The sequence below is a fragment of the Phycisphaerae bacterium genome (assembly GCA_035275405.1).
GTDB lineage: Bacteria > Planctomycetota > Phycisphaerae > UBA1845 > UTPLA1 > DATEMU01.
In genome coordinates, this window is sequence record DATEMU010000005.1 from 48,293 (window position 1) to 74,930 (window position 26,638).

Here is a 26,638-nt window from a genome sequence, read left to right on the forward strand (position 1 = left end):
AAAATTATTTTTTTGAACGCGGCAACGGCCTCCTCGCTGTGTGGTGTCAAACAGCGCCATATAAATCGTAAATATATGATTGATAATATGTTATAAAAGAAAACTGCTCCCCATCTACTCTCGCAACGAAAAATCTGGGATAATGACAGAATCCTCCTGCAGGAAGCGAATCTCAGTCGGGGCGGAACGCGATTGTCGATGGGAAATCAGACTATGAACCAGGTTGTCACGGTTCTGGACGAGAAAACCCTTCAAGAACGCCTGCGGACCCGTGCGCCTCAGATGCGGGACACACTGGAAGCGCAAATCCCCCGCGCGCTGCGCGCGCAGATTTCCCCGGACGACATCCTCCAGGATGTCTGGATGACCGCTTTTCGAACCTATCGTTCCTTTCGAGGAGAGAGAAGCGATTCGCTCGACCGCTGGCTGACCAGCATCGTCAATCGAGCGCTGATTGACAAGCTGAAATACGTCAACCGGCAGAAACGCAAGGGCGATCACCACATCATGGCGAATGCGGACGCCGATGCCTCTTCCATCGCCAACCTGGCGGCGATGGTCATCTCTCCCGAGAAGACGCCCAGCCGTGTGGCCGCCTCCTCTGAAGCGGCCCACGCGATAAACGACGCGCTGGAAACGCTCCCGGAGTCGATGCGCGAGGCCATTCGGCTCAAGTACATCGAAGGATTCCAACGCCCGGACATCGCCCGGGTCATGCAAAAGTCCGAGTCCGCCGTGGGCTCGCTGATCTACCACGGATTGCAGCGGCTGAGGAAAAAGCTCGGTTCGAGCGGAGACCGGTTCTTTAGCGATGTCCTGCCGTGAGGTTCGCGGAAACCTCCCGGTGGCGAGCCGTGCTGTCAGGAGAAAGACGTCGGGTATTCCATTGGAACCATTCGCTTCCGCGCCGTGCGCTTCTCCATCCCTGGACGATCTGGTTGCGCGCATCCTCGAAGAGGAGCGCGCCGGCATCCCCCTGTCCGACGAAGAGCTTCGACGACGGTATCCGGATGACTGTCCGGCCTTGCTTCAGGCGGTTCACGATGCGCGGGCCATCGCCGCCGCCGCGGAGCGCGCCCGACAGGCCTACGACGATTCCCCGCCGGAGTTCGAAAACCAGGAAGACTTCTCCCTTCTGCAGCAGGCGCTCTCGGGATACGAAATTCTCGACACCCTGGGCTCGGGCGGTCAGGGCGCGGTTTACAAGGCTGTCCAGAAGTCCACGCATCGAACCGTCGCGCTGAAGATCCTCCTGGGCAGCCGGCTGACCTCCACCAACCACACCCATCGTTTCGCCCGCGAAGTCGAGATTGCCTCGCAACTTCAGCACGAGAACATCGTTCGCGTCTTCGACGGCGGATTCGTCCTCGGCCGCCCCTACTTCGCCATGGAATTTGTCGACGGCGATCCCATCGACGACTTCATCCTTCGTCAAAGGCCCTCGGTCGAGGATCGCGTCCGGCTGTTTGTGGAGGTGTGCCGCGCCGTCAGCCACGCCCATCAGCGCGGCGTCATCCACCGCGACTTGAAGAGCCCCAACATCCTTGTCGATCTCGACGGCAAGCCGCACGTCCTGGACTTCGGCCTCGCCAAGTGCTTCGACGGAACCCTGGAGACCCGCGATGATTTGAACCTCTCCTTGCCGGGCCAGGTCGTGGGGACGCTCCCCTACCTCAGCCCCGAACAAGCCCTCGGACGAGCCGATGACGTCGACACCCGCTCGGATGTCTATTCGCTCGGCGTGATCCTCTACCAGATGCTCACCGGGGCCATGCCCTATCCGCTGGATGGCACGTCGGACACGATCCGCGGCCGGATCGCCCGCGACGATCCGACCAGTTTTCGTAAGGCGCTCGCCGACGCCGTTTCCACGCCCTACGACGGCGAGGTGAAGTTGCCCGACGACCTCGAACAGATCGTGCGCAAGGCCCTAGCCAAGGACAAGGCCCGCCGCTACCAGTCGGCCGACGCCCTGGCCGAGGATCTGGAGCGATTCCTTGCCGGCCAGCCGGTCGGCGCCAAGGCCGACAGCGCGATGTACATCTTGCGCAAGACGATCCGCCGATATCGCGTGCAGTTCGCCGTCGCGGGGGCGTTTGTTTTCGTTCTCGTGGTAGCGCTGGCGGGGATGTTCTTCATGTGGCGGCGGGCGGACCAACTGGCCTCGACTTACCTGGCGGGGCTGCAGATGGGATCGTACCTGCGGCTGGGCGCGGTTGATCGCGATGCGGGCCGCCTGGATGACGCGGCCGCCCTTTGTCGACAGGTGATCGAGATGTCGAAGCTGGCCCCCGTGAAGGACGATTCGATTCTCAAATTGACCGCCGACGCCCACTACCACCTGGCAGAGCTATGCCAGGGGTTTAAGGACATGCCCGCCGCCTGGTCTCACATCGGGTCGGCTCTGGATTACGCGCGCCGCGGGTCGGATGCTCATCCTGAAGATCCGGAATGGCGGCGGCTGCTGGGGTCGGCCTATATCATCCAAGGCAGATTGCAAATGGATGAGGAAAAGTATGACGAGGCCCTGAAGAGTTTCAAGGAAGCCCAGACGATTCGCGAAGCCTTGGCTAGGGAAAACCCGACCAACGTCAACTTGAAATCGAGTTGGGCCGCCGCAGAGCGAAATCTCGGACATTGCTATCGAAGACTGAAGCGTCAGGAGCAGTCCCGCCGCCATTACCAGGCTTCCCTCGACATCCATCGCGCGCTTTTTGAGGCCGATCCCCAATCCCTCGAGCTGGGGATCAGTCTGGGGATTGCCGAACGAGGTCTCGCGGGCTGGTACATGGTCCAAAAGGGCCACCCGTACGATCTCGAAGCGCGCGAGCTTCTGGAGAAGATCAAGGCGCGCTTCGAGAAGTACGAGGCGGACGCGAGGGAGAACAGCCGCGCGTTTGAAATTTTCAATGTCCTTAAGTACACGCGCGAGGATTTGGCGGTACTCGATCGCCGTGCCGCAAAATCCGGCCCCCAAATGACGCCGATCGACCGAAGCGATCAGGCCGACTCTTCAAAATCCACCGGCTCGTGATTCTCTTCCGACTCTTCCTCCGGCTCGGGCGCAGCCACCATCTGAAAATGATACGCCGCCGCGGTCTGTCCCTGCGCGATGAGTTCCGCGTCATAAACGGTGTCGAACGCATAGTCCAGATCGTCATACGCCGAACTCTGGGCTATTGCGGTGCCGATGATCTGCGGCGGGACCGCGAACTCCATGAGCGCCGGATTCATCGGATCGGCATGTTCGATCGTCCAATAGTCGTCCGGACTCTCGGCGATCGGCGGGTGGTCTTTCACCCACTGCTTCGGCGAAGATCCGAGCCGGTCAAACGTCGCGGTCTCGATGGTCCAGGAAACAAAATCCCCATCGGCATGATCCGCGACCAGGTGCAGCGTCACCGTGAACGTCACCGGGCTCTGCGGGTCGCCCGGCGTCGCCCGGATGGAATACACCACGTCGCGATCGGCAGGCAGATCGGCCTGCGCCACGGCGCCTCCGGTCAGGACCGGAAAAGCAGCCGACACGATCCATGCAAGACTCCTGGTTTTCATAAAATTCTCCCTTATCTGGGCGCGCGGACCGGCCGGCCCGCGCGCAAGCACGGTTGGCGTCTCACCGCGAGACGCGATTTCCCTTGGTCGCGATGTGAGGGCGGAAAGAGAGCCGAGAAGGGGCGACTCTCCAATGGACCGCTCGACGGTGTCCGGGGTGCCCCGCTCCTGTCATGAGGCGAAACCCGACTCCTCTATTTACATATAGACAACGGCGCGCGCGGCGCTCATGTTTTTTGGAGAACTTTTTGTGCGCGCGAGTGGGGAGGTGAAAAACCGATTTGCGGCCTAGCGCGTGATCGTCGTTCCCGTTCGGCCTTCGAGCGCCGCCGGCAGGTCAGACCAGTCGGTGATGATAGCCCGGGCCTCGGTATCGTCGCGGTCTTGCAGGAATTGAACGGCCGCGCGGATCTTGGGAAGCATCGAGCCCTCGGGGAACTGCTTCTGGGCGACGAGCTTTTCGACCTCGCTGATCGTTGCCCGGTGCAGCGGCTTCTGATCGGGCTTTCCGAAATTCACAAAAACGCTCGCCACGCCCGTCAGCAGCACCAGCACATCGGCCTTGACCTCGGCCGCGATCATCGCGCTGGTCAGATCCTTGTCGATGACCGCCTCAACGCCGTGAAGCTCGCCCTTCTTGTTCACGATGACCGGAATTCCCCCGCCGCCCCCCGCCACGAGCAGCCACCCCGCGTCGACGATCTGGCGAATAGCGTCGATCTCCACGATATGTTGCGGCGGCGGCGACGGTACGACGCGGCGATAACCCCGCCCCGCGTCCTCGATAATGATCCAGCCGTCCTTCTCGCGATGCCGCCGCGCCGATTCGGCATCGAGAAACGGTCCGATGGGCTTCGTCGGCTTCGCAAATGCCGGATCGTCGTCATTCACGATGACGCTGGTGACCAGCGCAACGCAAAGCCGCCCGATGCCCCGTTGCAGCAGCTCATTCATCAGCGTCTGGGCAATCATGTACCCCATGCCCGCCTGCGTATCGGCGACCGCCAGCCCCAGGTCGATCGGATAGACCACATGCGACGAAAGCTCGACACGCCGCATGACGTTGCCGACCTGCGGCCCGTTGCCGTGCGTCACGGTCACCTGCCAGCCGCGCTCAACGAGATCGGCCAGCGGCCGAACCATCTGGCGGCTGTGGGCAAACTGATCGGCCACATCGCCCGGCCCCCCGGGCGTGACCAGCGCATTCCCGCCGATAGCGACGACGACTTTCATGGAATCGCGGGCCTCCGTGCCGTAGGCCTACTTCGCAAACGGCCGCTGCCGCATCGTCGATGCCATGATCGCCTTCGCCGTGTGCAGCCGGTTCTCCGCCTCCTGGAACACGACCGACTGCGGCCCGTCGATGACGTCGTCCGTCACCTCCGCGTTGCGGTCGGCGGGCAGGCAGTGCATGTAGATCGCCGTCTTGGTCTTGGCCAGCCGCATCCGCTCGGCGTTGCAGATCCACGGCTTGTACCGGGCGTTCATGGCCAGCATCTGCTCCTCGATCCCCTTCATCTCGACGTCGCCCTTGGCGTCGCGCCGCTTGAGCATCAGATCGTACGGTCCCCAGCTCTTGGGGTAGACGATGTCCGCGTTCTTGAACGCCGCGTCCATGCTGTCCACGACCTCGAACTTCGTCCCCGCCGCCTTGGCGTTCTCCCGCGCGGTGCGCATGCACTTGTCCATCAGCTTGTACTCCGGCGGATGGGCCAGCGTGACATCCATCCCGAACCGCGTCATCAGCGTGATCAGCCCCTGCGGCACGGAGAGCGGCTTGGCATACGACGGCGAATACGCCCACGACACGGCGATCTTTCGCCCGCGCAGATCGTCGCCGAACACCTCGCGGATCGTCATCAAATCCGCCAACGTCTGCGTCGGATGGTCGATGTCGCACTGCATGTTGATGACCGGCACATCCGTCGCCGCGGCGACCTGGCGCATGTACTTGTTCCCCTCGTCGAGGATCAGGTCGTGGCGGATGGCGATGCCGTGGCCCATCGAGCCGAGAATGATGCCGGTGTCCTTGGCCGTCTCGCCGTGCGAGATCTGCGTGACCTTGCTGTCCAGAAAATGGGCGTGCGCCCCAAGCTGCGTCGCCCCGGCCTCAAAGGCATTTCGCGTCCGCGTGCTGTTGTCGAAGAACAGCAGGAACACGGTCTGGTCCGTCAGTAGCCGCGTCGGCTCCCCGCGATGATACTTCGCCTTGAGGTCCTTGGCCGTCTCCAGGAGAAAGTTGATCTCCTCCGTCGTCAGATCCTGCGTCTCAATGTAATCCCGTCCGGTCAGCATGGTCATGATCTCGATACTCCCGACTAATTGCGCTGGGCTGCTCGCCCCTTGTGGCACCGGCTCTTAGCCGGTGCAGGACTAGCCCCAATTCACGGGTACTATAAACAAAACAGCGGGCGGGAAGAAGTCGCGTCAGAGGAGGCGAGATTTAGCTCGGCGTGATCCTAGTTACGGCTTGTTCGATACATCAGATTGCTATCTCCGCAGAGTAGGTACTTTCGATTCGAATCTCCGGCCTTTCCGACTCCTTCAGGGTCGGGATCGACGAAGCACTCGCAATAGTTCATCAACCCGTTGGCCATAAGTTTAGCGACAATCAGGACGAGATTCGAGTTTTCATCGTTCCTATCCGTGACCTTTAGGGCGACGATGCTGCGCGACGGCAAGAACTTGGTCCACACAATTTCATACCGATAGGGATGCGATTCAAATTGGTCCCCTTCGCGTTTTAGCTTCCCAAGGATGACACCAAACATGGTTCCCGACAAATCCATCGTTCCGTCACGTTCGATTCGAACTATGGCATCGTTACGCGCGATTTCGTCATGTTGATGCCCATCTAGTGATCCCCGGCGCCGTGCCTCGCTTTCCGGGATCCACACACCCTCCAAAGACGATTCAATTCTGTGCACGGAAGCTGTTCGACACGCTACCGAGGCCATGCTCATGTAAACTACCAAGACAAAGATCGGCAGTCTGATCCCCACAACGCTGATCCTCCTGGTATTATCGCTAAGCACTGTTATGGCCGAAACCCATTGGGTTCTTCAAGAACCTATGATGACACGCCGGGCACAGATCATACCGAAAACTCCGATACACCTGATCCTCCAATTCATCCGGCGACCGACGCTCCGCCTGCGCCAAGAGCTTGCGCATCTCCGCCTCGTGGTCCTTTTCCAGGTCCTCGCGCGTGAATTCGAGCCGCCCGGCGGCGGCGAAGGCCTCGATCTTCACGATGTAGTGGTTGGACCCGTCCGGGGCGAGGTCCTGACTGCAGCCGTCGCAGCGATAGCGGATCATCGTGCGTCCCTCGTGAGTTCGACCAGCCGGTCGAGTACCTTCGCGGCCGCGCCCGAGTCGATCGCCTCGCCCGCACGGCGGACGCCGTCGCCAAACTTCTCCGCAACCCCCGCGACGACGAGCGCGGCAGCGGCGTTCAGCAGTGTGTGGTCGCGCCGCGGCCCCTTCTCGCCGCCCAGGATCGCGCGGATGGCATCCGCGCTTTCGTGCGCGCTGGTCACCCGCAAAACATCCAGGGGGGCGGGCGCCAATCCCACATCTTGCGGCCGAACCGTGGATTCGCGCAATTGATCGTCGGAAAGTTCCATGATTTGAGTCGGACCCGTGATCGTCAGATCGCAAAGACCGTCTTCGCCATGCACGACAAAAACGTGGATCGCGCCAAGCCTTTGCAAAGCCGTCGCGATCTTCCGCAGAAGTTCGCTCCGCGGCACGCCGACCACCTGCCGTCGCACCCGCGCCGGATTGGCCAGCGGCCCGAGCAGATTGAAGATCGTCGGTCGGCCGATCTTTTTGCGAATAGCGGCGACACGGCCCATCGCCGGATGCAACCGTGCAGCGTGGAGAAAGCCGAAGCCGATCTCGCGCAGACATCGCTCGACGACCGGCGGGGGGGCCTCGACATTCACACCGAGCGCCGCCATCACCTCGGCCGAGCCGCTCGCCCGCGAGTTGCTGCGATTGCCGTGCTTGGCCACGACGGCCCCCGCCCCGGCCGCGACCAGCGCCGCGGCCGTCGAGACGTTGAACGTGTTGATTCCGTCGCCACCGGTCCCGCAAGTGTCGATGGCGTTGGGCGCGTCGCAGGCGATCGGCGTCGCGTGCGACCGCAGGACCCGGGCCGCGCCGACGATCTCGTCGATCGTCTCGCCGCGATCGGCCATCTTGAGTAGAAGCTGCTCGATCCGCTCGTCGGAAAGCGCCCCGCCCATGATCGCCTCAAAGACCGCCGCACTCTCGCCCTCCGAAAGCGTGCGGCCGCCGAGGACGGCGTCGACCAAACTGTCCGGGTTGGTCGTCATGGATGGTCAAGCGGCGTCAACGTCGCTCCCTGGCAGGGCGTGCAGCACCACGCTTGGGCCGTCACGCCGTACCTCCGATCGTAGCGCTCGCGGACCGCCTGTTCGACCGACGGCATCGCCGCGCGCCGGGCCAGTGCAACGACGCACCCGCCAAAACCCCCGCCAGTCATCCGCGCACCATAGACGCCGCTGCAGTCTCGAACCACCGTAGCCAGATCGTCAATCTGCGGCGGGCAGCATTCAAAATCGTCGCGCAGCGAGGCATGACTTTCATTCATCAAGCGGCCAAACAAGTCGGCATCGCCGACTACCAACGCGTCAGTAGCCCGATCTGCCCGGTTTATCTCCGTCACGACATGGCGAGCACGGCGGAATTCGACGGGGTCGAGGCGATCCTGATACGAAATCAGCGCCGCCGCCGCGAGATCGCGAAGACTGCCGACGCGGGGATCAAGCTGCATCAGGCTCGTTTCCGCCACGCGGCATTGACTCTCGCGCACCGCATACTCAGCCTCCGCCAGTTCGCGGCGGATGCGGCTGTCGACGACGATGGCGACGAGGTCGCGGCTGGGCCACGGGACATGCCGGCTCTCGCCCGTGCGACAGTCGATGCGCAAGGCATTGTCTCGGCGGGCGGAGAGACAAACCAGCGGGTCCATAATGCCGCAGGGCACTCCGACCGAAAAGTGCTCGGCATCTTGGCAAAGAATCGCCAGCTCAAAGGACGGCAACGTGACGCCGGCGACGTTCAGTATCGCCATGGCGATGCCCGCGCAGAGCGCCGCGCTGCTCGAGAGCCCCGCACCGATCGGAATGTCGCCGCCGATGGCTAGCGCGATGCCGCCCAACATAACGTCTCGGCGGCGTAGTTCGCGCGCCACGCCGACGACGTAGGCGGGCCATCCATTGACCGGCCGTTCGAGATCACTGAGGTAACACTCAAAGAACTCGTCGTGGGTCTCACTGAAAACGCTCAGGTATGACTTTGACGCGGGTGCCGTCAGAATGCGCAGGGAGGACTCAATGGCCATCGGCAGCACAATCCCGCCGCAATAGTCCACATGCTCGCCGATCAGATTGACGCGGCCCGGCACCACGATCGAAGCTGTTGGCGCAACCCCCGGAAACCGGCGGCAAAACGCCGCAATTGCCGGCGATTCGTTGACCCCCGCAGATTGCCGCGTCATAATTTCCTTCCATCGTCGCGAGCCGCGAACAGTCCGACTTCATTGTACGGCATTTCGCCGAATCAGCCGCGCCGCGGCGTACGGAGTGACCATGGCGACGCCCGTTCTCATTGACACGGACATGGGCATCGACGACGCCGTCGCCGTCAGCCTCGCGCTGGCATCCAAAGCCCTCGATGTTCGCGCCCTCGTCGCCGTCGGCGGAAACACCCCGGTCGCACAGGTGGTCAAGAACATCGGCCGGCTTCTTAAGGCGCTTTCGCCGCCCACCGCGCCGATCGTGGGCGTCGGCCTCGATCCGCAAAGAGACAATCCCGAGCCCCGCGCGGTGCATGGAACTGATGGCTTCGGCGACTCCGACCTGCCGGAAGATCCTTCGCTGAAAACTGCGGATTACCGCGACGTTTACGAGCAAGTGCTCAACGGCGCGGCGGGCGAAGCCGTCGTGATTGCCCTGGGCCCGCTCACCAATCTGGCCAAGATCATCAGCGACTCGCCCGACCTCGCGGCGAAAATCAAACATATTCACGTCATGGGCGGCGCGGTCTGGGCGCGGGGCAGTGTGAACAGCGTGACCGAGTTCAACTTCCAGTGCGATCCGCCGGCTACGGAGAAGGTCCTTTCCTCCGGCTTACCCGTCACCGTCGCCCCGCTCGATGTCACCAATCTCGTGCAGGTCGATGATTCGCACGTATCGCGGATGGCGGCCAGTGGGTATCGCACCGGCGAAGTGCTCGCGAAGCTTCTGCGATTCCGCCTGGAGCAGGGCACCGCCCCCGGCCACGGCAAGGCCTTTATTCACGACGCGGTGGCCGTAGGCGGACTCCTATGGCCGGAGCTTTTCCTGAAAACGAAAATGCGTTTGGATATCGTCACCACGGGCCCGGACGCGGGGCGCTCGAAACCTGCCCTGGGCGGCGCTCCTGCGCAAAAAATAAACTTGCTCACGGCGGTGAACGCGGCCGACCTGCTCGAAAACTTGCTAGAATCCCTCTGCCACGAGGCGTTCGTGGTCTAGAACAATCGCGCCAACGTGTCTGAACACCTCACCCTTCGAATCCACGGAATGACCTGCGGCGGCTGCGTCGCGCGCGTCGAACAAGCCCTCCGCGGCGTGGCGGGCGTCCGCGATGCCGCCGTGGAGCTCCTGACCGAATCGGCCCGCGTCTCGGCCGAAGCGCCGAACCGCGAAGCCCTGGTGCAGGCCGTCCGCGGGGCGGGCTATGACGCGGAGGTCATTCAATCCGGCGCCCGCCCGACCGCCGAAACCGCCGACGCCGACCTGCGCGAAAAGCTGCGCCGCAATCGCCAGGCGCTGTTTCAAGCGATCGGCCTGGTCCTTCCAATTCTGGCCATCGACCACTTCCGCCACTCACTCTGGAGCCATCGCCCGGAGAGCCAGATCGCCGCGCGAGTGCTGGAATTCGCGCTCCTCGTAATGTTGGGCGTCAGCCCCGCCGGTGCCCCGATACTCGTCGGCGGCTTTCGTGCGTTGATCCATCGCACCGGCAACATGGACCTGCTGATCACGATGGGCGTCGTCGTCGCCTTCCTCAGCAGCCTCTACGGCGTCTTCATCGCCCGCGACGACGCCTTCGTCCACATCCACGCCGCCGCGATGATCCTCGGACTCGTCTGCGTGGGACGATATCTCGAGACGCTCGCCCGCGGCCGCGCCTCGGCGGCCATGTCGGCCTTGGCCGCGCGCGCGCCGAAGACGGCGCTTGTCCGCCGCGACGATCAGCTCGTCTCCCTGCCCGTCAATCAAATCGTCGTCGGCGACGTCGTCAGTGTGCCCACTCATGCGACGATCCCCGTCGATGGCGAGGTGATCGAAGGCCGCGCGGCGGTCGATGAAAGCCTCATGACCGGCGAAGCGATGCCCGTCGCCCGCGAATCCGGCAATCGCGTGCTGGGCGGGACGATCGTGACGGACGGCGCCCTTGTGATGCGCGCCACCAGCGTCGGCGCGAAGTCAGCCTTGGGGAGAATCGTGCAACTGGTCTCGCAGGCGCAAGCCGGCCGAACGCAGATGCAACGCCTGGCCGACCGCGTGGCCGCCATCTTCACGCCGATCGTCATTGCCATCGCGGTGCTGGTCTTTGTCGGCTGGCTCCTCATTGAAGGACGCGAGGGACTTGCCATGGCCATGCGCTGCGGGGTCGCCGTGCTCGTCGTCGCCTGCCCGTGCGCCCTTGGTCTGGCAACGCCCACGGTCGTGCTCGTTGCGTCGGGAGTGGCCGCCCTCCGCGGAATTCTTGTGCGCGACGCTGCCAGCCTGGAAGCCATGGGCGCAGTCCAGCGCGTCGTCTGGGACAAAACGGGAACGCTGACGACAGGCGCGCCGAACATTGAGCGGATCTTCCCCGCAAGCGGCTGTGATGCATCAACCGTGCTGAAATACGCCGCCGCTGCGGAGCAACTCTCGCCCCACCCCATCGCGAAAGCCATCGTCGCACAAGCCCGGCGAGAAGGCATGGCGATTACGGAACCAACTGCGTTCGAGTCCGTCCCGGGCTCAGGTGTAAAAGCGACAGTTGACAGCCGTCAGGTGCTCGTAGGCGGGGCAAAGTTCCTCCGCGCGCAAGATATTGCTATGGATGACGCGGGGCTCGCCGACTTGACGACCGCGAATCCGGCCGCAATACGAACCTACGTCGCCCTCGACGGTCGCCTCTCCGCCACCATCATCCTGTCCGACACGTTGCGGCCCTCGGCGCAATTCGCGGTCGCACGATTAAGCAGTCTCGGCGTGCAAAGCGACCTGCTCACGGGCGACGAGGAACCGGCCGCGCAGCGCGTGGCGCGGGAGCTTAGCCTCGCGCAGGTCCGCGCCGGCGTCGATCCGGCGGGAAAGGTGGCCTACATTGACGAATTGCGCCGCTCGGGGCAGCGTGTCGCGATGGTCGGCGACGGAGTCAACGACGCGGCGGCGCTGGCCGCAGCCGACGTCGGCATCGCCTTCGCCACCGGCGCCGATGTCGCCGGCGAGGCGGCAGGTATCAACCTCGTCGGCTCGACGCCACACCTCGTCGCCGATGCCATTGAACTGGCCCGAACGAGCCTGCGAATCATCCGCCAAAACCTCTTCTGGGCGTTTTTCTACAATATCCTTATGATCCCCTTGGCGGCGATCGGGATGGTTCCGCCGATGATCGCGGCCGGCGCGATGATGCTCAGTTCGCTCACGGTCGTGCTCAACGCGCTTCGCTTGCAGCGCTGGAATCGAGCAGCAGCGTAGTATGAAGATCTACCGCGGCATTTCGTCCGTCGATGACTCGCTTCGCGGCGCTGTGCTTTCCGTCGGTAACTTCGACGGCGTCCACCTCGGCCATCAACGAATTCTCCGCACCGCGCATGCCCTGTCCCGCGTCTCCAGCGCCGCCGTCGTCGCCATGACCTTCGAGCCACATCCCATCGCCATACTACGGCCCGCCGAATCACCGCCTCGCCTGACTCCGTGGGAAGAAAAGGCCCACCAGTTGGAGCGTGTCGGCGTAGACGCAGTCATCCGGCTGGACACCGACTGGCCGCTGCTCTCGCTCTCCGCGGAAGATTTCGTCCGCCAGATCCTCGTCAAGCGGATTCACCCCTCCTACATCGTCGAGGGCCCGAACTTCGGATTCGGTCGCGGCCGCGCCGGAAACGTCGAAACGCTCCAATCCCTTGCGAGCAAGGGCGGGTTTCAAGTACGCGTCGTCGAGCCGTACCGGCTGGCGATGCCGGATGGCACACACATCATCGTTTCAAGCACAGTGGTACGCGGCGCACTGGCGACCGGCGATGTCGAGCACGCGGCGCGCTGCCTGGGACGGCCCTATGCCCTCGTGGGCCGCGTTGTTCACGGCGCCGGCGCTGGCAAGAAACTCGGCTTCCCCACGATCAATCTGGAAGTGGGCGATCAACTCGTGCCGGCCGAGGGCGTCTATGCGGGCTGGGTCGAAGTGGCCGGGATGCGGCGCCCCGCGGCGATCAGCATCGGCCGTCGGCCAACACTGACGAGCGGCGAAGAGTCGCCGCTGGTGATCGAGGCGTTCGTGTTGGATGAGTCCGGTGACTGGTATGCCGAGTCCGCCCGATTGGAATTGGTCGAGCGGCTACGCGGTCAGGTGCGGTTCGACAGCCGCGAAGCCCTGACGGAGCAGATCGGCCAGGACGTGGAACGAGTCCGGGCCATGGCGCAGGTCGCGACGTGAGCAGCGAGCGGAAACCCCTCTTGGTTGGTCTGCCCGCGGCCATAGACCGCCTCAACCGCGCTGCGCGCATCGTCATAACAACACATCAGCGGTCCGACGGCGACGCGCTGGGCAGCGTCGCGGCGATGCAGCGCGTCCTCCGCGCCCGGGGCAAGCAAGCGACCGCCTACCTCCACGAGCAAATCCCCGAACGCTATCGATTCATGTCCGACATCGAACCGCTGGCGGTCTGGGGGCCGGACGCGCCAAAGATCGTCGCCGATGCGGACCTGCTCCTCGTGCTGGATACGTGCGCGGCCGTGCAGCTCGGTCCGATGGCCGAGGCGATACGGGCAGCGAAGTTGCCCAAGCTCGCCATCGATCACCACCTCACGCGCGACGACATCGTCGACGAGGCCCATGTCGACGTATCCGCCGCCGCCTGCACGCAGATCCTGACAAAACTCTTCGATCAGGCCGGCTGGCCGATCGACGCCTCGACGGCGACGCATCTTTACGTCGGACTCGCGACCGACACCGGCTGGTTTCGATTCTCGAATGCCGGAAGCGCGGCCTACGCAACGGCGGCGCGGCTCATTCACGCCGGCGTCCGCCCCAACGAACTGTACGAGCGGCTCTTCCTGTGCGAATTTCCCGCGCGAGCCCGGCTCATTGGCGCGATCATGTCGTCCTTCGAGCTGCTCTGCGACGATCGCCTTGCCGTCATCAAACTGACAAACGCCATGCTCAAGGCCAGCGGCGCGAATCGATCGATGACCGAGGACATCATCAACGAGCCGATGCGGATTGCGTCCGTGGTGGCCTGCGCGATGCTCGTCGAGCCGGAAGGAGACGACCCCGTGCGGATCAGCCTGCGCAGCAAGCGCGACCTCGATGTCGCGGCGTTGGCGGCAAAGTGGGGCGGCGGCGGTCACGCCCGGGCGGCGGGGGCAAAGATTAAGGGCGCGTTCAATCCCGTCTGCGACGATGTCGTTCGCGCGCTCACGGCCGAAATGGACGCGATGAAATGAGCGACGCGTCCGCGCACGATCGATGGACCGGCCGCCTCGCGGAGTTGCCGGTCGCCGTGAGGCTGATGCTGACGGCCTTCCTCGCGATGGTCGGCTTCGGTTACCTCGCGGCCGTGGCGAATATCTACTACCGGCATCAAGCGGCGGACGGTCGCGCGGGTTTGTCGCTGGGCGACATCCGGGCAGTGTACAGCGGATTGTCGACGGCCGACGGAGCCCCGACGCCGGCTGTCTCCCGAATGCTCACGATGCTCCGCGGCGAGATGCGTCAGTACGTCTCGTCGGAATCCGATTTCTCGATCCTCGAGACGTGGCTGACCGAGGGGGCGTCGGAAAAGGGCCTGGACGAAGGTGAAGGCCGCAAGACGCCGCGTCGCGTCATCCTTCGCGACTGCCTCCGCTGCCATGCCAAAAGCACCGGAACGGACATCTCTCGAATCGCACCCTTCGGTCCCGACGAATTCACCGTCGATTACGCCATGATCGCGCCCCTGGCCGCCATGGAAAAGAGCGCCGACGGCAAAGCGGCTTCTTCACCGCCGCAGTACACGATGCCCCGACTGGTGCTCGTCAGCCACATGCACATGCTCGCCATCCCGATGTTCACGCTCGTCGTCGGGCTGCTCTTCATGATGACGCGACTGCCCTGGGGACTGCGCAGCGGACTCGCGCCGCTGCCGATGCTCGCGCTGGTTTTCGACTTCGCCGGCTGGGGTCTCGCCCGATGGTCCGGCGGATTCATCTATTTCATCGCCGCCGGTGGGGCCGTCTTTGGCGTCACCTTCGGCATCCAAATCCTTGTCACGGCATGGGATATGTGGCGCCGCCCCGCTCCGCCGGGGCACGGCGATTTTACGTAGGACCGTAAAAAACTCACGGCAATTTTACGCCCCACCGTAAAACACCCGTATACTCCCTTGTGATGCTCCGTTACTTGAATGCCCAGGTAAAGGCCGATTTGGCCCGCAAGATGGTCTTCGTCGGCGGTCCGCGCCAGGTCGGCAAGACCACGCTGGCCAAGCAGGTCCTCGGCAAGGCCCGCGGGTATTTGAACTGGGACGACGACGAGGATCGCGCCAAGATCTTGAATCGCTCGCTGCCGACCACGCGGCTCTGGGCCTTCGATGAATTGCACAAATATCGCTCGTGGCGCAATTATCTCAAGGGCCTGTACGACAAGAATAAGGGCCGCCATCAAATCCTCGTCACGGGCAGCGCCCGCCTCGACTTTTATCGCTTCGGAGGCGACTCGCTCCAAGGACGTTACCACTACCTCCGGCTCCATCCCCTGTCGGTCGCGGAGTTGGATATTCAAAAACTTGACGATTTCAAATCCTTGCTTGCCCTCGGCGGCTTTCCGGAGCCGTTCTTGACAGGATCGCAGACCCACGCCCGGCGATGGTCGCGCGAGTATCGCTCACGCCTCATTCGCGAGGACCTCACCAGCCTGGAACGCGTGCAGGACCTCGGCAATCTCGAACTGCTCAGCCTGCGCCTTCCCGAACTCGTCGGCAGCCCTCTCTCCATTAATGCCCTGCGAGAGGACCTGCGCCTCAATCATGCGACGGTCGCCCGCTGGATCGACATCCTCGAACGTCTCTACGCCGTCTTTCGACTCTCGCCCTTCGGCGCGCCGAAGATTCGCGCCGTGAAAAAGGAACAAAAGCACTATCATCTGGACTGGTCGATTGTTCCGAACGAGGCGGCCCGCTTCGAAAACCTCGTCGCTGCGCACCTCCTCAAATGGGTGCACTTCGAGCAGGACCGCGCCGGTCGAGACGTGGAACTGCGGTTCTTTCGCGACTCCGACGGCCGCGAGGTCGATTTTGTCATCACCGAGGAACACCGCCCGGTACAATTCGTCGAGTGCAAATGGAACGACGCGGAGGTGAGTAAGGGGTTACGCTATTTGAGGAACCGATTCCCAACCGCCCAGGCGTGGCAGATTTCAGCGATCGGTTCGAAAGACGATGTGAATAGTGAGGGCGTTCGCCGATGCCCGGCAATCGCCTTTCTCCGGAATCTGATATGAACGTGACCAAGCCGACAAGGTGGTTTGTCCGGATTGCGCTCGTATTCGTAGTCCTTTCGGCGGACAACTCACGCGCTGAACCCGCCGATCGTAATACGCTCCTCCTGACCAACGCCCGCGTGCTCGACCTCATGGGTGATCGTTGGTTGGAGGGCCGGGCTGTGCTCATTGAGAACGGCCGAATCGTCTCAGTCGCCCCTGTCGCACAGACCAAGGCCCCCGCCGGCGCGAAAACGATCGACCTTTCCGGTCTCTACCTCCTGCCCGGTCTCATGGACCTGCACACACATCTCTTGCTGCACCCCTACAACGAAGCCCCGTGGAATGATCAGGTCCTCAAGGAGTCGCTGGAGCTGCGGACGATCCGCGCCGTCGCCGCCGGCCGCGCCACGCTGGAGGCGGGCTTCACGACCATCCGCGACCTCGGGACCGAAGGCGCGGCCAACGCCGATGTCGCCCTCCGTGACGCCTTCGCCGCCGGTCTTACGCCCGGGCCGCGCGTCTTGACCACGACGCGTGCGATCGTGGCCACGGGCTGTTACGGGCCGCAGGGCTTCGATCCGCGTTGGGACGTCCCCTACGGCGCCGACCAGGCAACCGGCGTGGATGAATGTCGCCGCGTGGTCCGCAAGCAGATCGCCGCCGGCGCGGACTGGATCAAGTTCTACGCCGATTACCATCGCCGCGCCGGCGCTCCGGTCACGCCGACCTTCACCGTGGAAGAAATGAAAGAGATCGTCGATGAGGCCAAAAGCGCCGGCCTGAGGGTCGCCGCTCACGCGACCACGAGTGAAGGCATCCGCCGCGCGGTACACGCTGGCGTGGCAACGATCGAGCATGGCTACGAAGCGTCAGACGAAGTGCTCAAGCTGATGATCGAGCGCGGCGTGTCGCTCTGCCCGACACTGGCCGCGGCCGAAGCGTATGCTCGCTACCAGGGTTGGAAGCCCGGCACTCCACCGCCGGAGGACTTACGCCGATCGCAGGAGACCTTCGCCCGCGCCGTCAAACTCGGTGTGCGAATCGCCTGCGGCAGCGATGCCGGAGTCTTCGCCCACGGCGAAAACGCCCGCGAATTGGAATTGATGGTCGCCGGCGGAATGACCCCCGCCGCCGCCCTCCGCGCCGCAACCACCACGGCCGCCAGCGTCATCGATCGCGAAAAAGACGTGGGCCGCATCGACGCGGGCTACCTCGCGGATCTGATCGTGGTACGCGGCGATCCTCTCAAAGATGTCGGCGCGCTCCGCAAGCCGTTGATGGTCCTGAAGGATGGGAAGGTCGCTATCGACCGCCGCTGATTCGGGTGGATTACTTGTTCACATACATCTGCGGAAACGTAGCGTAGAACGCCGCGCAATCCACCAGGTGCTTGATTGGCACCGAATCGTTCACCGTGTGCGCGACCGACTCCGGTGCCGGGCCGAACCCCACGCACGGAATCCCGAACATCCCGTTGATCGACACGGCATTCGTGCTGAACGTCCAGCGCCCGACCTTCGGCGTTTTGCCCCAAAGCTCCTTGTACGCTGAAACCGCGGCCCGAACCGGCTTGGATTCTTCGGGAACCACCCAGGTGGGGAAATATTTTTTCGTCGGATAGACCAGGCCCGTATGGCTCGCCCGCGCGTACATCGGCACCTCCACCCGCGCCTTCACACCCGCGCGGCGCACCGCCTGCTCCACTTGGCGCACGGCCCCGTCGGCCGTTTCCCCTGTCGTCAGCCGCCGATCGATATGAATGTATGCATAGTCCGGCACGGCGTTGAGACTCGGCGTCTTGCACTCCCAGTAGGAGACCGTGATCGTGCCGGGCCCGAGAAACTTGTCCTTCGCCAGCTTGCCGTTGAGCGACTCGATCTCCCGGACGACGCGGGACATCTTGTAAATCGCGTTGTCCCCCAGGTGCGGCATCGAGCCGTGGCAGGATTTCCCGTCGACGTGGACGCCAATCTCCATGCGCCCCCGCTGGCCGCGCAGGATCTTGCAATCCGTCGAATCCGTCACCACCACCACGTCCGGCCGCAGTTTCTCCTCCTTCACGATGTACTGCCAGCACAACCCGTCGCAATCCTCCTCCATCACCGTCACGACGACGTAGAGCGTGAACTTGTCGAGCGGCAGCTTCAAATCGCGCATGATCCGGGCCGAATAGACCATCGCCGGGATGGCCCCTTCCTGATCGCCCGCCCCGCGCCCCCAGACTTTGCCGCCCGCCACCTTCCCCTTGTACGGATCGTGCTTCCATTGTTTGCGATCGCCAATGCCGACCGTGTCGCAGTGCGCGTCGATGGCAATGATCGTCTTGCCACGGCCGAGCTTGCCATACAGGTTTCCCATCGGGTCCGTATAGACCTTGTCGAAGGCTTTCGTCGCCAGCATCTCCTTTTTGATGCGGCCAATGACCTTGCCTTCCTGCGTGCTCTCGCTGGGGATTGCGACCATGTCGCGGAGAAACCGTACCATCGCGGGCTCGTAGTGCTTGGCCCGCGCCTTGATCGCCTTGAAATTCATCTTGCTGATAACTCCCGAAATGGCCCGCTCGGTTAAAGCGGGCCGACGCCTGCGTTCCCCCGGCCGTTTCCAATGGGCCCATGGGTACGCGTAGTGTAAAGTGAAACTGGTAAGAGGGGGAAGTCGCGCTAGCGCGCGGCGGTCTTGGCCTCGGTCAGACGCTGAAAGGACTTGTCTTTTTTGTCGCGGGAGAGCAGCCGCTCGCCGAGGCTGTTGTCGCGGGGATCGACATAAATCATGGATACGTCCTTCTGGCCGTCCACCACGCGATCAAAATCAATGTCCACACACTCCAGGCCGGTCGAAAAATTGAGCTTGCTGCCGGTGGTCTCTTTGCGACCGATGGCGTCGCCCACCTGGACCCGATAGTCCTTGCGCCGGGTTTCGCGGCGAGTGACTTTGAACACTGAGACCGTCACTTCCTTCTTCGCCCGATCGGCCTTGGTGAGATAGAAGTAGGTATCGCTCGTCACTTCGACGGGTCCCGACGCCGGCGACCAGCCGCTGAAGATCGTGAGCCGCCGGGCGTCGTCGGGATTGGCGAGTTCGCCCGGATTGCCGGCGTACACGTTGTACACTTCATAGCGGATTCGATAGACATACTTGTGACCGGGCTCCACGTTGAGATCGTGCGCGACAATCGGCATCAGCCGATCGGGCGAACGAACCTGATCCTGCAGATCGGGCCGCCGGCCCTTCGGCATCTTGGCCTTGATTTCAGCAAGCAGCTTTCGGGCATCCTCGGTGTCCTTCGCTCTGGCGCCGACGGTTCCCGCCGCGGCACGGGCGAGGAGGTACGCGGCATCGAGATCCGGCGTCTTGAATTTCCGCCGACCGGCCAGCGCTTCCTTGGCGAGGTCCATCCATTTCTTCACCCGCCGCGACGCTTCTTGTTCCGCCTCGTCGGGCGTTTGCGCCGTCGAGCGGGGCGATTCGTCAAGGAACGGGACGGCGGGCAGCGTCGCCGCATCGCTGGGCAGCCGCGGCCGGGCAATGTACTCCGCCGCCGTGTTGATGAGGCTGCGAAACGTGACCATTCCTTCCATGTTGGGCGCGCCATTGACCATCATCGGCGGGCGCGTCGGCGGTTTGTACGACACATACGTCTCGACGTCTTCCCATCCCCGTCGAGGATCGGTCTGATCCTTGCGCTGCAGATGGACCTGCACCACTTCGAGAAAGGACCCCTCCGGGTACGACTCGGCTCGGAAATTGGCGTCCTGACTGGTCAGGTCGACCTGCGCGGCGACGGACACCCAATTCTTCTCCACCGGCTTTCCCGTGCCCTGGACTCTTCCGTCGAATCCCTGCAACTCGGGTTTCTCGGCGGGAAAGTTGAACGACGATCGACCGCTGGAGACGATCGGTACGTCCGGTGCGATGCATTGCGCCAGTTGCCGCCTCGTCGATCCGCCGGACGCGACAATGGGCACGTACGGCATCGGATAAGGCTGGGTGCGCGCGAGTTGGGTGGAGACGTCCGCGATCTTGATAAGCCCCTTGGCTTCCCCGCCGAACCACTCGGCGAGTCGGACGACAGGGTCGTCGCCGCCTCCCGGTTGCGGAGTGGTCGATTCCTTCGGTTTGGGCTGCGCGCTGGCAATCGCCTGCCGGGTCAGATCGGCGGCCTCTTCGACGGACTGGCAAAGCTCACCGGTGCTCTTGTCATTCATCGCGAATCGCCCGCCGCCCAGGCCGTACACGACCGCCCCGATCATCACCAGCGCGCAGACGCCGACGACGATCTTCTCGGCATGCAGGTCGATGAAACTCGCGCTCTTCTTCGCCACGGTTAAAAACTCCCGGCGGGCTTACGCCCCGCGCTCCATGTCGTCGCGGGCCCCCGGCCGCTTGAGAATTTCCTTCAGCGGCTTCGGGATCCACGGCTCGAATATCTTCCGCACGTAATACCCTTCCAGATCGATCTTCACCTGCACGACCGGCTGATCGCCGTAGATAAAGTCTTCTTGCAGGGGATTCGATTTCATGGCCCGATAGCTGATCGCCACGGGTGTGTAAAATCCGACGCTGCACAGGGCGTCGAGGACCCGCATCAGCGACGCCTCCTCGACCACCAGTTCCACCGCCATCGGCACCACGAACATCTTGTCGTCGTTCTGAATGCCCGTGAAGCTCGTGGCCAGGCCCTCGCTGGTCAAGTTGGACCCGCCGCCCTTGCCCAGTCGATTGTCGATCGTCAGGCGGATGAGCCGCTTCACCGGCATTTGGGCAACCCAAGGCGGATCAGTCTGTCCCTGTTTGGATAACTCCGCCGCGCGTTCGTCGTTGCACCGCGCCAGGGCCGCGGCGATGTCCTGCTGAATCCAGAGCGACATCTGCGCCTGCCAGATCGCGATTTCGTTTGGCGCATCTTCGCTCTGGGTCAAGGGGTGTTTGCCGAACGCCCCGGTGTCAATGTACATGTAATGCCCACGCGCAATCTCCTCCGTGACCCGCGCCCGCGGGTACTCGCGAAGAAGCTCCGCCAGCGGCCGTTCTTTGGATGGCGCGGCGGCGTCGTCCGTTGCCGTGACCTCGCGCGGCCCCCACGGATTGCCCCCGCCATCCTGGCTCGAATTCTGCTTCAGCGCCGCCATGCGCGCCGCAAAGGAGGCGATCTCCTCGTTGGTCGGCTTCGATCGGCCTCTTAATCGCTCGGGAAGTTCGGCCATCGCCGCTTCGTAGGCGGTCCGAAAGTCGATGGCGTCCGCCTGGCTGGCCGGCTGCGTCGTCAAGACCTTGTCCGTCAACGGCTTTCGCTCGACGCGCTCGATCTTGTCGTCCGCTCCGACATTTTCAAGAAACGCGTTGTAGCGCTGTCGCGAGAGCGCCCCGTTCAACGCGTTCTCGAACTCCTCGTTGGCGGCTTGTACTTCTTTCTGGCGCTGTTCGATCGTTCGCAGGTTGGCGGGATTTCGACGACCCTGCTCAACCGAGCTGCGCAGCCGATCGATGGCCTGGAGCTCCTCTTCAATTGAGGAGCCCGCCATATAGGCCCAGCCGCCCGCGCCGAGCGACGCCAGGCAGACGAGGCCGAATGCAATGGGGCGCCACTGCGCCTTGAGAAAATCCATGTCCTGCGCTCCCGCGCGAATCCTCGAATCGCGCTACGACTGCTTTGCCGCCGGCTTCTTTTCGTCGGGCTTTTTGGGCTTGAACTCCTCCGGAATCAGGTTGGCCGGCGTATCACCTTTGCGAATGATGACTTCAATGACAAATCGCTGATCTTCGGTCATCTTCTCGCCCGTGACAGGATCAGCGTCCTTGGCCTTGTCTCGAACTTTGCTCGTCTCTTCCGCGACCGATCCCCCGCCCGCGGATTCCACAGGCTCAGTCGGGCCGCCTCCGCCGAAATTCGGAAGGCCCGGTCCCCCGCCCCGCCCACCGCGGCCGCCGGTACCGCCGCCGTCCGTACCCCGGCCTCGCCCACGACCTCCACGTCCTCCGCCGCTTCCGGGAGTATTTCCGCCTCCTCCTGCCAGAGGCTTTTCCGGCTCGACAACGGTCGCCGATTCGGCGGGCCGCTTCATCACTTTGGCCAGCGACACTTTCTCGACGTAGAAGCCCTTGCCCGGCGCCTTGCCCAGCGTATCCAGCGTCTTGATGAGCGTCTCGTCCAGCCATTTGGCCGGCTTCGGATCGCTGGTCCCGCCGGTAATCTGCACCGCCCAACCCGCCTTGCGCGGCCCGGTCGGTTTCTGTCCGGCCTGCAGGAAGAAAATCGAAGGATCCTGCGGGTGATACAGCATGTCGAGCTTTTCAATCCACAGGTAGCGGCGTTCGGGCCGTGCGACCTGTTCAGCGACCTTGCGATATTCTCCCGCCGTCGCCGCGGTCTTCAGATCCGCGGGGGCCGCCGCCGCCGCGGCGCGATGGATCACATCCATGATGCGCGGCACGAAAACGTTGTTCTCGGGAAGCTTGGCGAGGGCCTTGAGAAAGCTCTGATCGCCTTTGAGACCGGCGTTCACCTTGTTTAATTCCGATTGAAACCACTCGGCCGCGCCGGCGACCTTGGCCCCTTTTTCGAGCGGCGCCTCGCCGGCGCTCCCGTTCACGATCCTTTCCGCCTCGTCCTTGCTGGAAACCCGTTGGACGCTGATGCTGGAGAGGTTGCCCTTCGCGCTGTTAATCTGACCCTCGGCGAGGACGTTGCCGACCCACAGCGAAGCCCCCGCCACCGCCAGGCAGGCCGCCGCGCCGGTAAACCATGGCCGCTTCTTGCGCCACAGCAGCGTCTTGCGGACCTCCAGCGGAATCAGGTTGGATTGCACGCCGGCCAGTCCGAGCCCCTGTATCGCCAGACCGTAGGCGACGGCAAAACTGGCAATGTTGTCCACGAACGGCGATGACTGTTCGAGGTTCGCCGCGGCCATCTTCTTAAAGCCCGAAAGACGCTCCACCTCGATTTGCAGGTTTTGATTCAGGAACTTCTGCAGCCCCGGCAGCTTGAAGGCATTGCCCATGCCGATCACGCGGGTGATCTGCGCCTCGCGGTGCGTCGACGTGTAATACCCGACCGACCGCTGTACCTCCGACACGAGGTCCGCGAAGACCGGCCGCATCGCCTGAAAGACCTGCCGGGCGTATTTCGATGTCGCCGCGTTGCGCTTGAGCTTCTCCGCCTTCTTGAACGAAATCTTAAACGCCGAAACGAGCGCCTCCGTGAACCGGTTGCCCCCGATCGGAATCGGCCGCGACCAGATGCGATTTCCCTCCATCACGATCAGGTCCGTGGCCAGCGCGCCCATATCGAGCAGAACGCACGCCTTCTGTGGCTCCGTCCCCTGTTCAAAGCGGGCCGCGTTGTACGAGGCCATCGGACTGGTCTGAACAATGAACGGCTCGATGCCCTGATCCGTGAAGTGGATCAGATAATTGCGAATCAACTCCTTGCGGATGGCGAAGATCCCCACTTCCACGTCCGGCGAATCCTTCTCCGCGAACACCTGATAATCCCACACGACCTCGTCCAGATCGAACGGGATCTGCTGGCTCGCTTCGTACTGCACCATGTCCGGGATCTTCTTCGCTTCGACGGGGGGCATTTTCGTGAATCGCGTCAGCGTCTGTTGACCGGGTACCGAGACGACGATGCGGCTGTCTTTGAGATTGTTGCGCGAGGCAAACGTCTGCAGGGCCTTCGCGATCATCCCCGCCGCGTCGGTCTCGCCCTCGGAAAGGATCGACTCGTGCTCGACGACATCGAACGCCAGCATCTCCACGCCGTCCCCCGCATGCTGGAGCTTGATGGCCTTGAGCAGGCACTGCCCGACGTCGATCCCCCAGACGGGTTGTTTGGATGCCATGGCGATCTCCAAAAAACGGAGCGGCTGATCCGTTGTCGGGCATCCCCTTGACCAAATTACGCTTTGCGGTGCTTCACGAGTCGGCGCTGGCGGGCGGGCCGAACCGGCGGCCGGCGCCGTACCATGCGCCGCGGGCCAATCCAGCAGGGAGGGCGGGGATGCCTTGTCTCCATACTTTATCTTGCCGGAAGGTCCGCGTCAACGTCACCCCGGCTTTCTCGGACCATCGCCACGCCGAGACTACCGACTCATACGAGCAAATTCTCGATTTTCACCGGCAGTTCCCGCACGCGAACGCCCGTGGCATGGTGGACCGCCGCCGTGATCGCGGCGGCCAAGCCTGCCAGTCCGATCTCGCCGATCCCGCGTGCGCCAAGCTCATTCACCTCCTTGTCGGGGAACTCGATGAAATGAACGTCTATGGGCGGGACGTCCGCGTTGACCGCGACAATGTAGTCGGCCAGATTACTGTTGATCGGGGCGCCGCTTTGCGGGTCGTAAGTCGTGTGCTCGAACAGGGCCATGCCGATTCCCATCACGACGGCGCCCTCGATCTGGTTCCTGCCCGCCAGCGGGTTGAGGATGCGGCCGGCGTCGAAGACACTCACCACGCGGCTGACGCGCAACCGGGCAATCTCGGGCTGCCACGTGACCTCGACGAAGTGACAGCCGAACGAGTGCATGGACACCTTCGGGTTGGGCAGACCGAACGTCCCTTCTGACTTACCGTTGCCGCTGACCAGGCGGAGGTTGGCGCGGCGCAGTAAATCCGCGAACGGCACGGCGCCGGCCGAGCCGTCCGCCTTCACAAAGACCCGGCCCTCTTCGAAACCCAGATCGGTCGGCTTTCGTTTTTCGAACGGCGATCCCGGCGTCGAGGTTGCAACGGTCAGAAGCGATGCGATGGCGCTATTCGCCGCGGCGAGGACGGCCGGAACCACCGACGACGTCGCCAGCGAACCACCCGAGATGGGGCCCTCCGGAAGCGCCGTATCGCCCAGCGCCACTTCGACCTTGTCGAGTGGCACGCCGGTCTTTTGCGCGGCGAGCTGCGCGAGGATAGTGTACGTGCCGGTGCCGATGTCCTGCGTGCCGCACGCCACGCGGGCGGTGCCATCGTCGCGAAGCTGGACATTGGCGTCGGCGGGGAAGCGCCCGGCCATCCACGAACACCCGGCCATTCCCCAGCCGAGGACAAGGCCGTCGCGCTTCATCGAACCGACCTCCGGCGTGCGCTTCGACCAGCCGAACTTCTCCGCGCCGAATTCAAAACACTCGAGCAAATGGCGTGAAGAGAATGGAATCCCCAGCCCCTCGTCCATTTTCGGCTCGTTGACGACGCGCAGTTTGACGGGGTCGATCTTGAGTTGATCGGCCAGCTCATTTAGCGCCGACTCGGTCGCGTAGAGCCCGGGTACCGCGCCGGGTCCGCGCATCGGGGTGGGCGAGCCGATGTGGCGCTTGGCGCGGCCCATCGTCACGCGGAGATTGGGCACGCTGTAGTGAAACGCCGTCGATTCGCCGCAGTCTTCGTGGTAGTCATCGAGGATGGCCCGGTCGTTAACGTAGTCCTGCTGGAGTGAGACGAGCCGGCCTTCACGTGTGGCACCGAGGCGTACCCGTTGCTGGGTGCGCGGCCGATGACCGACTGTCTGGAACATCATCTTGCGGCTGATGACCAGCTTGATGGGCTTGCCCAGCTGCCGCGCCGCCGCGGCGGCCAGCGAACAATGAGTCCATGGCCACAGCTTGCACCCGAAACCCGAGCCCAGAAACTTGGTGATGACGCGGACGCGCTCCTGGGGCAGGCCGAACATTTGCGCAAGGATGCCCTGCAGGTTGGTGATTCCCTGCGAGGCCTCGTACAGCGTCAAGGTCGACCCATCCCAGATCGCGGTCGTGGCGTGCAGCTCGATGGGGTTGTGCGTCTCGGCCGGCGTGACATAGGTCTGGTCGAGCTTGATCGGTGCCTTCGCGAACGCGGCCTCGGCATCCCCGCGATGGCTATGCACGACGGGCTCGTCATCCGCCGTGAGATCGGTGGCGACGTTCGGTTTATCCTTCACGTACGTCACGCGGACCGCATCGGCGGCGGCCTTGGCGGTTTCGAAGGTGTCCGCAACCGCGAGCGCGACGTATTGTCCGTAATAGCGAATGACGTCGTCTTCGAAGGGTGGGCGCCGCTCGTCGCAGATGCCGGAAAAACCCGGACCCGGTATCGAACGAAAGATCTTCCCGATGTTGCCGCGATGCAGAATCGCGCGCACGCCGGGCATCTTCTCGGCCGCAGCCGTGTCCAGCTTTTCGATACGGCCGTTGGCGATCGTCGCCTCGACCGGCACGGCATAAAGCTGCCCGGGGAAGTTGAAATCGGACGTGTACTGCGCGACACCGCTCACCTTGAGCGGGCCATCGACGCGCGGCGCGCTTCGACCAATTGGCGAAGCGGTTGGGGCATCTCGTGATGTCTGCATGTTAGCACCTTTTGCCGAGTA

General features: G+C 63.4%; 21 protein-coding genes. 9 read left to right on the forward strand and 12 right to left on the reverse strand.

Annotated elements, in window-relative coordinates:
* The first annotated feature begins 213 nt into the window (after positions 1-213).
* Complete coding sequence (locus VJZ71_08025) at positions 214-825, forward strand: RNA polymerase sigma factor (protein ID HKQ47999.1); 612 nt, start codon at positions 214-216, stop codon at positions 823-825.
* Between the two features lie 61 nt (positions 826-886).
* Entirely contained in the window at positions 887-3,034 is a 2,148-nt protein-coding gene (locus tag VJZ71_08030) for a serine/threonine-protein kinase (protein ID HKQ48000.1), read from the forward strand.
* On the opposite strand, the gene VJZ71_08035 is transcribed toward VJZ71_08030, so the two are convergent.
* The 7 genes from VJZ71_08035 to galK form a co-directional block, all read right to left on the reverse strand.
* Positions 3,001-3,555 carry a hypothetical protein gene (locus VJZ71_08035; protein ID HKQ48001.1) on the reverse strand — a complete coding sequence of 185 codons (555 nt, stop codon included), beginning with the start codon at positions 3,553-3,555 and terminating at the stop codon, positions 3,001-3,003. The genes VJZ71_08030 and VJZ71_08035 overlap by 34 nt on opposite strands.
* 288 nt (positions 3,556-3,843) lie before the next feature.
* Entirely contained in the window at positions 3,844-4,788 is a 945-nt protein-coding gene (locus VJZ71_08040) for a carbamate kinase (protein HKQ48002.1), read from the reverse strand.
* Positions 4,789-4,815: 27 nt separating this feature from the next.
* A complete protein-coding gene (locus VJZ71_08045) occupies positions 4,816-5,856 on the reverse strand; it encodes an ornithine carbamoyltransferase (GenBank protein HKQ48003.1) in 1,041 nt (346 codons plus the stop codon).
* A 158-nt stretch (positions 5,857-6,014) separates the two neighbouring features.
* Positions 6,015-6,482 carry a hypothetical protein gene (locus tag VJZ71_08050; protein HKQ48004.1) on the reverse strand — a complete coding sequence of 156 codons (468 nt, stop codon included), beginning with the start codon at positions 6,480-6,482 and terminating at the stop codon, positions 6,015-6,017.
* 100 nt (positions 6,483-6,582) lie between these two features.
* A complete protein-coding gene (locus tag VJZ71_08055) occupies positions 6,583-6,873 on the reverse strand; it encodes a hypothetical protein (protein HKQ48005.1) in 291 nt (96 codons plus the stop codon).
* Positions 6,870-7,895, reverse strand: coding sequence for an anthranilate phosphoribosyltransferase (trpD, locus tag VJZ71_08060; protein HKQ48006.1), 1,026 nt, complete (start codon positions 7,893-7,895; stop codon positions 6,870-6,872). Before trpD ends, VJZ71_08055 begins: the two co-directional genes overlap by 4 nt.
* Positions 7,892-9,082, reverse strand: coding sequence for a galactokinase (gene galK, locus VJZ71_08065; protein HKQ48007.1), 1,191 nt, complete (start codon positions 9,080-9,082; stop codon positions 7,892-7,894). The genes trpD and galK overlap by 4 nt, the downstream gene beginning before the upstream one ends.
* 91 nt (positions 9,083-9,173) lie before the next feature.
* Here galK and VJZ71_08070 point away from each other — a divergent pair, with 91 nt between their 5' ends.
* From VJZ71_08070 to VJZ71_08100, 7 genes are all read left to right on the forward strand, one after another.
* Positions 9,174-10,100, forward strand: coding sequence for a nucleoside hydrolase (locus VJZ71_08070; protein ID HKQ48008.1), 927 nt, complete (start codon positions 9,174-9,176; stop codon positions 10,098-10,100).
* 15 nt (positions 10,101-10,115) lie between these two features.
* Positions 10,116-12,323, forward strand: a complete 2,208-nt coding sequence (locus VJZ71_08075) for a heavy metal translocating P-type ATPase (GenBank protein HKQ48009.1) — start codon at positions 10,116-10,118, stop codon at positions 12,321-12,323.
* A gap of 1 nt (position 12,324) precedes the next feature.
* Positions 12,325-13,278, forward strand: a complete 954-nt coding sequence (locus VJZ71_08080; GenBank protein ID HKQ48010.1) for a bifunctional riboflavin kinase/FAD synthetase — start codon at positions 12,325-12,327, stop codon at positions 13,276-13,278.
* A 20-nt stretch (positions 13,279-13,298) separates the two neighbouring features.
* Positions 13,299-14,288, forward strand: coding sequence for a DHH family phosphoesterase (locus VJZ71_08085; GenBank protein ID HKQ48011.1), 990 nt, complete (start codon positions 13,299-13,301; stop codon positions 14,286-14,288).
* Positions 14,285-15,148, forward strand: a complete 864-nt coding sequence (locus VJZ71_08090) for a hypothetical protein (protein HKQ48012.1) — start codon at positions 14,285-14,287, stop codon at positions 15,146-15,148. Before VJZ71_08085 ends, VJZ71_08090 begins: the two co-directional genes overlap by 4 nt.
* Before the next feature lie 62 nt (positions 15,149-15,210).
* Complete coding sequence (locus VJZ71_08095) at positions 15,211-16,320, forward strand: ATP-binding protein (GenBank protein ID HKQ48013.1); 1,110 nt, start codon at positions 15,211-15,213, stop codon at positions 16,318-16,320.
* Complete coding sequence (locus tag VJZ71_08100; protein ID HKQ48014.1) at positions 16,317-17,621, forward strand: amidohydrolase family protein; 1,305 nt, start codon at positions 16,317-16,319, stop codon at positions 17,619-17,621. The genes VJZ71_08095 and VJZ71_08100 overlap by 4 nt, the downstream gene beginning before the upstream one ends.
* 10 nt (positions 17,622-17,631) lie before the next feature.
* Here VJZ71_08100 and VJZ71_08105 read toward each other — a convergent pair whose 3' ends face one another.
* The 5 genes from VJZ71_08105 to VJZ71_08125 all read right to left on the reverse strand — a co-directional run bounded on the left by VJZ71_08105 (position 17,632) and on the right by VJZ71_08125 (position 26,617).
* Positions 17,632-18,834 (reverse strand): YgeY family selenium metabolism-linked hydrolase, encoded by a 1,203-nt coding sequence (locus VJZ71_08105; protein ID HKQ48015.1) that lies wholly within the window; start codon positions 18,832-18,834, stop codon positions 17,632-17,634.
* A gap of 128 nt (positions 18,835-18,962) precedes the next feature.
* Positions 18,963-20,624 carry a hypothetical protein gene (locus VJZ71_08110; GenBank protein ID HKQ48016.1) on the reverse strand — a complete coding sequence of 554 codons (1,662 nt, stop codon included), beginning with the start codon at positions 20,622-20,624 and terminating at the stop codon, positions 18,963-18,965.
* Between the two features lie 21 nt (positions 20,625-20,645).
* Positions 20,646-21,908 carry a hypothetical protein gene (locus VJZ71_08115; protein ID HKQ48017.1) on the reverse strand — a complete coding sequence of 421 codons (1,263 nt, stop codon included), beginning with the start codon at positions 21,906-21,908 and terminating at the stop codon, positions 20,646-20,648.
* 33 nt (positions 21,909-21,941) lie between these two features.
* Entirely contained in the window at positions 21,942-24,143 is a 2,202-nt protein-coding gene (gene pilM / locus VJZ71_08120; GenBank protein HKQ48018.1) for a type IV pilus assembly protein PilM, read from the reverse strand.
* Between the two features lie 248 nt (positions 24,144-24,391).
* Positions 24,392-26,617 (reverse strand): xanthine dehydrogenase family protein molybdopterin-binding subunit, encoded by a 2,226-nt coding sequence (locus VJZ71_08125; GenBank protein HKQ48019.1) that lies wholly within the window; start codon positions 26,615-26,617, stop codon positions 24,392-24,394.
* Positions 26,618-26,638: the final 21 nt, after the last annotated feature.

Excerpts from the sequence above, each read along its gene's own strand:
- VJZ71_08070 (HKQ48008.1), top strand. The coding sequence starts at position 9,174 with ATGGCGACGCCCGTTCTCATTGACACGGACATGGGCATCGACGACGCC.
- trpD (HKQ48006.1), bottom strand. The coding sequence starts at position 7,895 with ATGACGACCAACCCGGACAGTTTGGTCGACGCCGTCCTCGGCGGCCGC.
- VJZ71_08115 (HKQ48017.1), bottom strand. The coding sequence starts at position 21,908 with ATGGATTTTCTCAAGGCGCAGTGGCGCCCCATTGCATTCGGCCTCGTC.
- galK (HKQ48007.1), bottom strand. The coding sequence starts at position 9,082 with ATGACGCGGCAATCTGCGGGGGTCAACGAATCGCCGGCAATTGCGGCG.
- VJZ71_08035 (HKQ48001.1), bottom strand. The coding sequence starts at position 3,555 with ATGAAAACCAGGAGTCTTGCATGGATCGTGTCGGCTGCTTTTCCGGTC.
- VJZ71_08090 (HKQ48012.1), top strand. The coding sequence starts at position 14,285 with ATGAGCGACGCGTCCGCGCACGATCGATGGACCGGCCGCCTCGCGGAG.
- VJZ71_08105 (HKQ48015.1), bottom strand. The coding sequence starts at position 18,834 with ATGAATTTCAAGGCGATCAAGGCGCGGGCCAAGCACTACGAGCCCGCG.
- VJZ71_08040 (HKQ48002.1), bottom strand. The coding sequence starts at position 4,788 with ATGAAAGTCGTCGTCGCTATCGGCGGGAATGCGCTGGTCACGCCCGGG.
- VJZ71_08080 (HKQ48010.1), top strand. The coding sequence starts at position 12,325 with ATGAAGATCTACCGCGGCATTTCGTCCGTCGATGACTCGCTTCGCGGC.
- VJZ71_08045 (HKQ48003.1), bottom strand. The coding sequence starts at position 5,856 with ATGACCATGCTGACCGGACGGGATTACATTGAGACGCAGGATCTGACG.
- VJZ71_08100 (HKQ48014.1), top strand. The coding sequence starts at position 16,317 with ATGAACGTGACCAAGCCGACAAGGTGGTTTGTCCGGATTGCGCTCGTA.
- VJZ71_08055 (HKQ48005.1), bottom strand. The coding sequence starts at position 6,873 with ATGATCCGCTATCGCTGCGACGGCTGCAGTCAGGACCTCGCCCCGGAC.
- VJZ71_08025 (HKQ47999.1), top strand. The coding sequence starts at position 214 with ATGAACCAGGTTGTCACGGTTCTGGACGAGAAAACCCTTCAAGAACGC.
- VJZ71_08095 (HKQ48013.1), top strand. The coding sequence starts at position 15,211 with ATGCTCCGTTACTTGAATGCCCAGGTAAAGGCCGATTTGGCCCGCAAG.
- VJZ71_08125 (HKQ48019.1), bottom strand. The coding sequence starts at position 26,617 with ATGCAGACATCACGAGATGCCCCAACCGCTTCGCCAATTGGTCGAAGC.
- pilM (HKQ48018.1), bottom strand. The coding sequence starts at position 24,143 with ATGGCATCCAAACAACCCGTCTGGGGGATCGACGTCGGGCAGTGCCTG.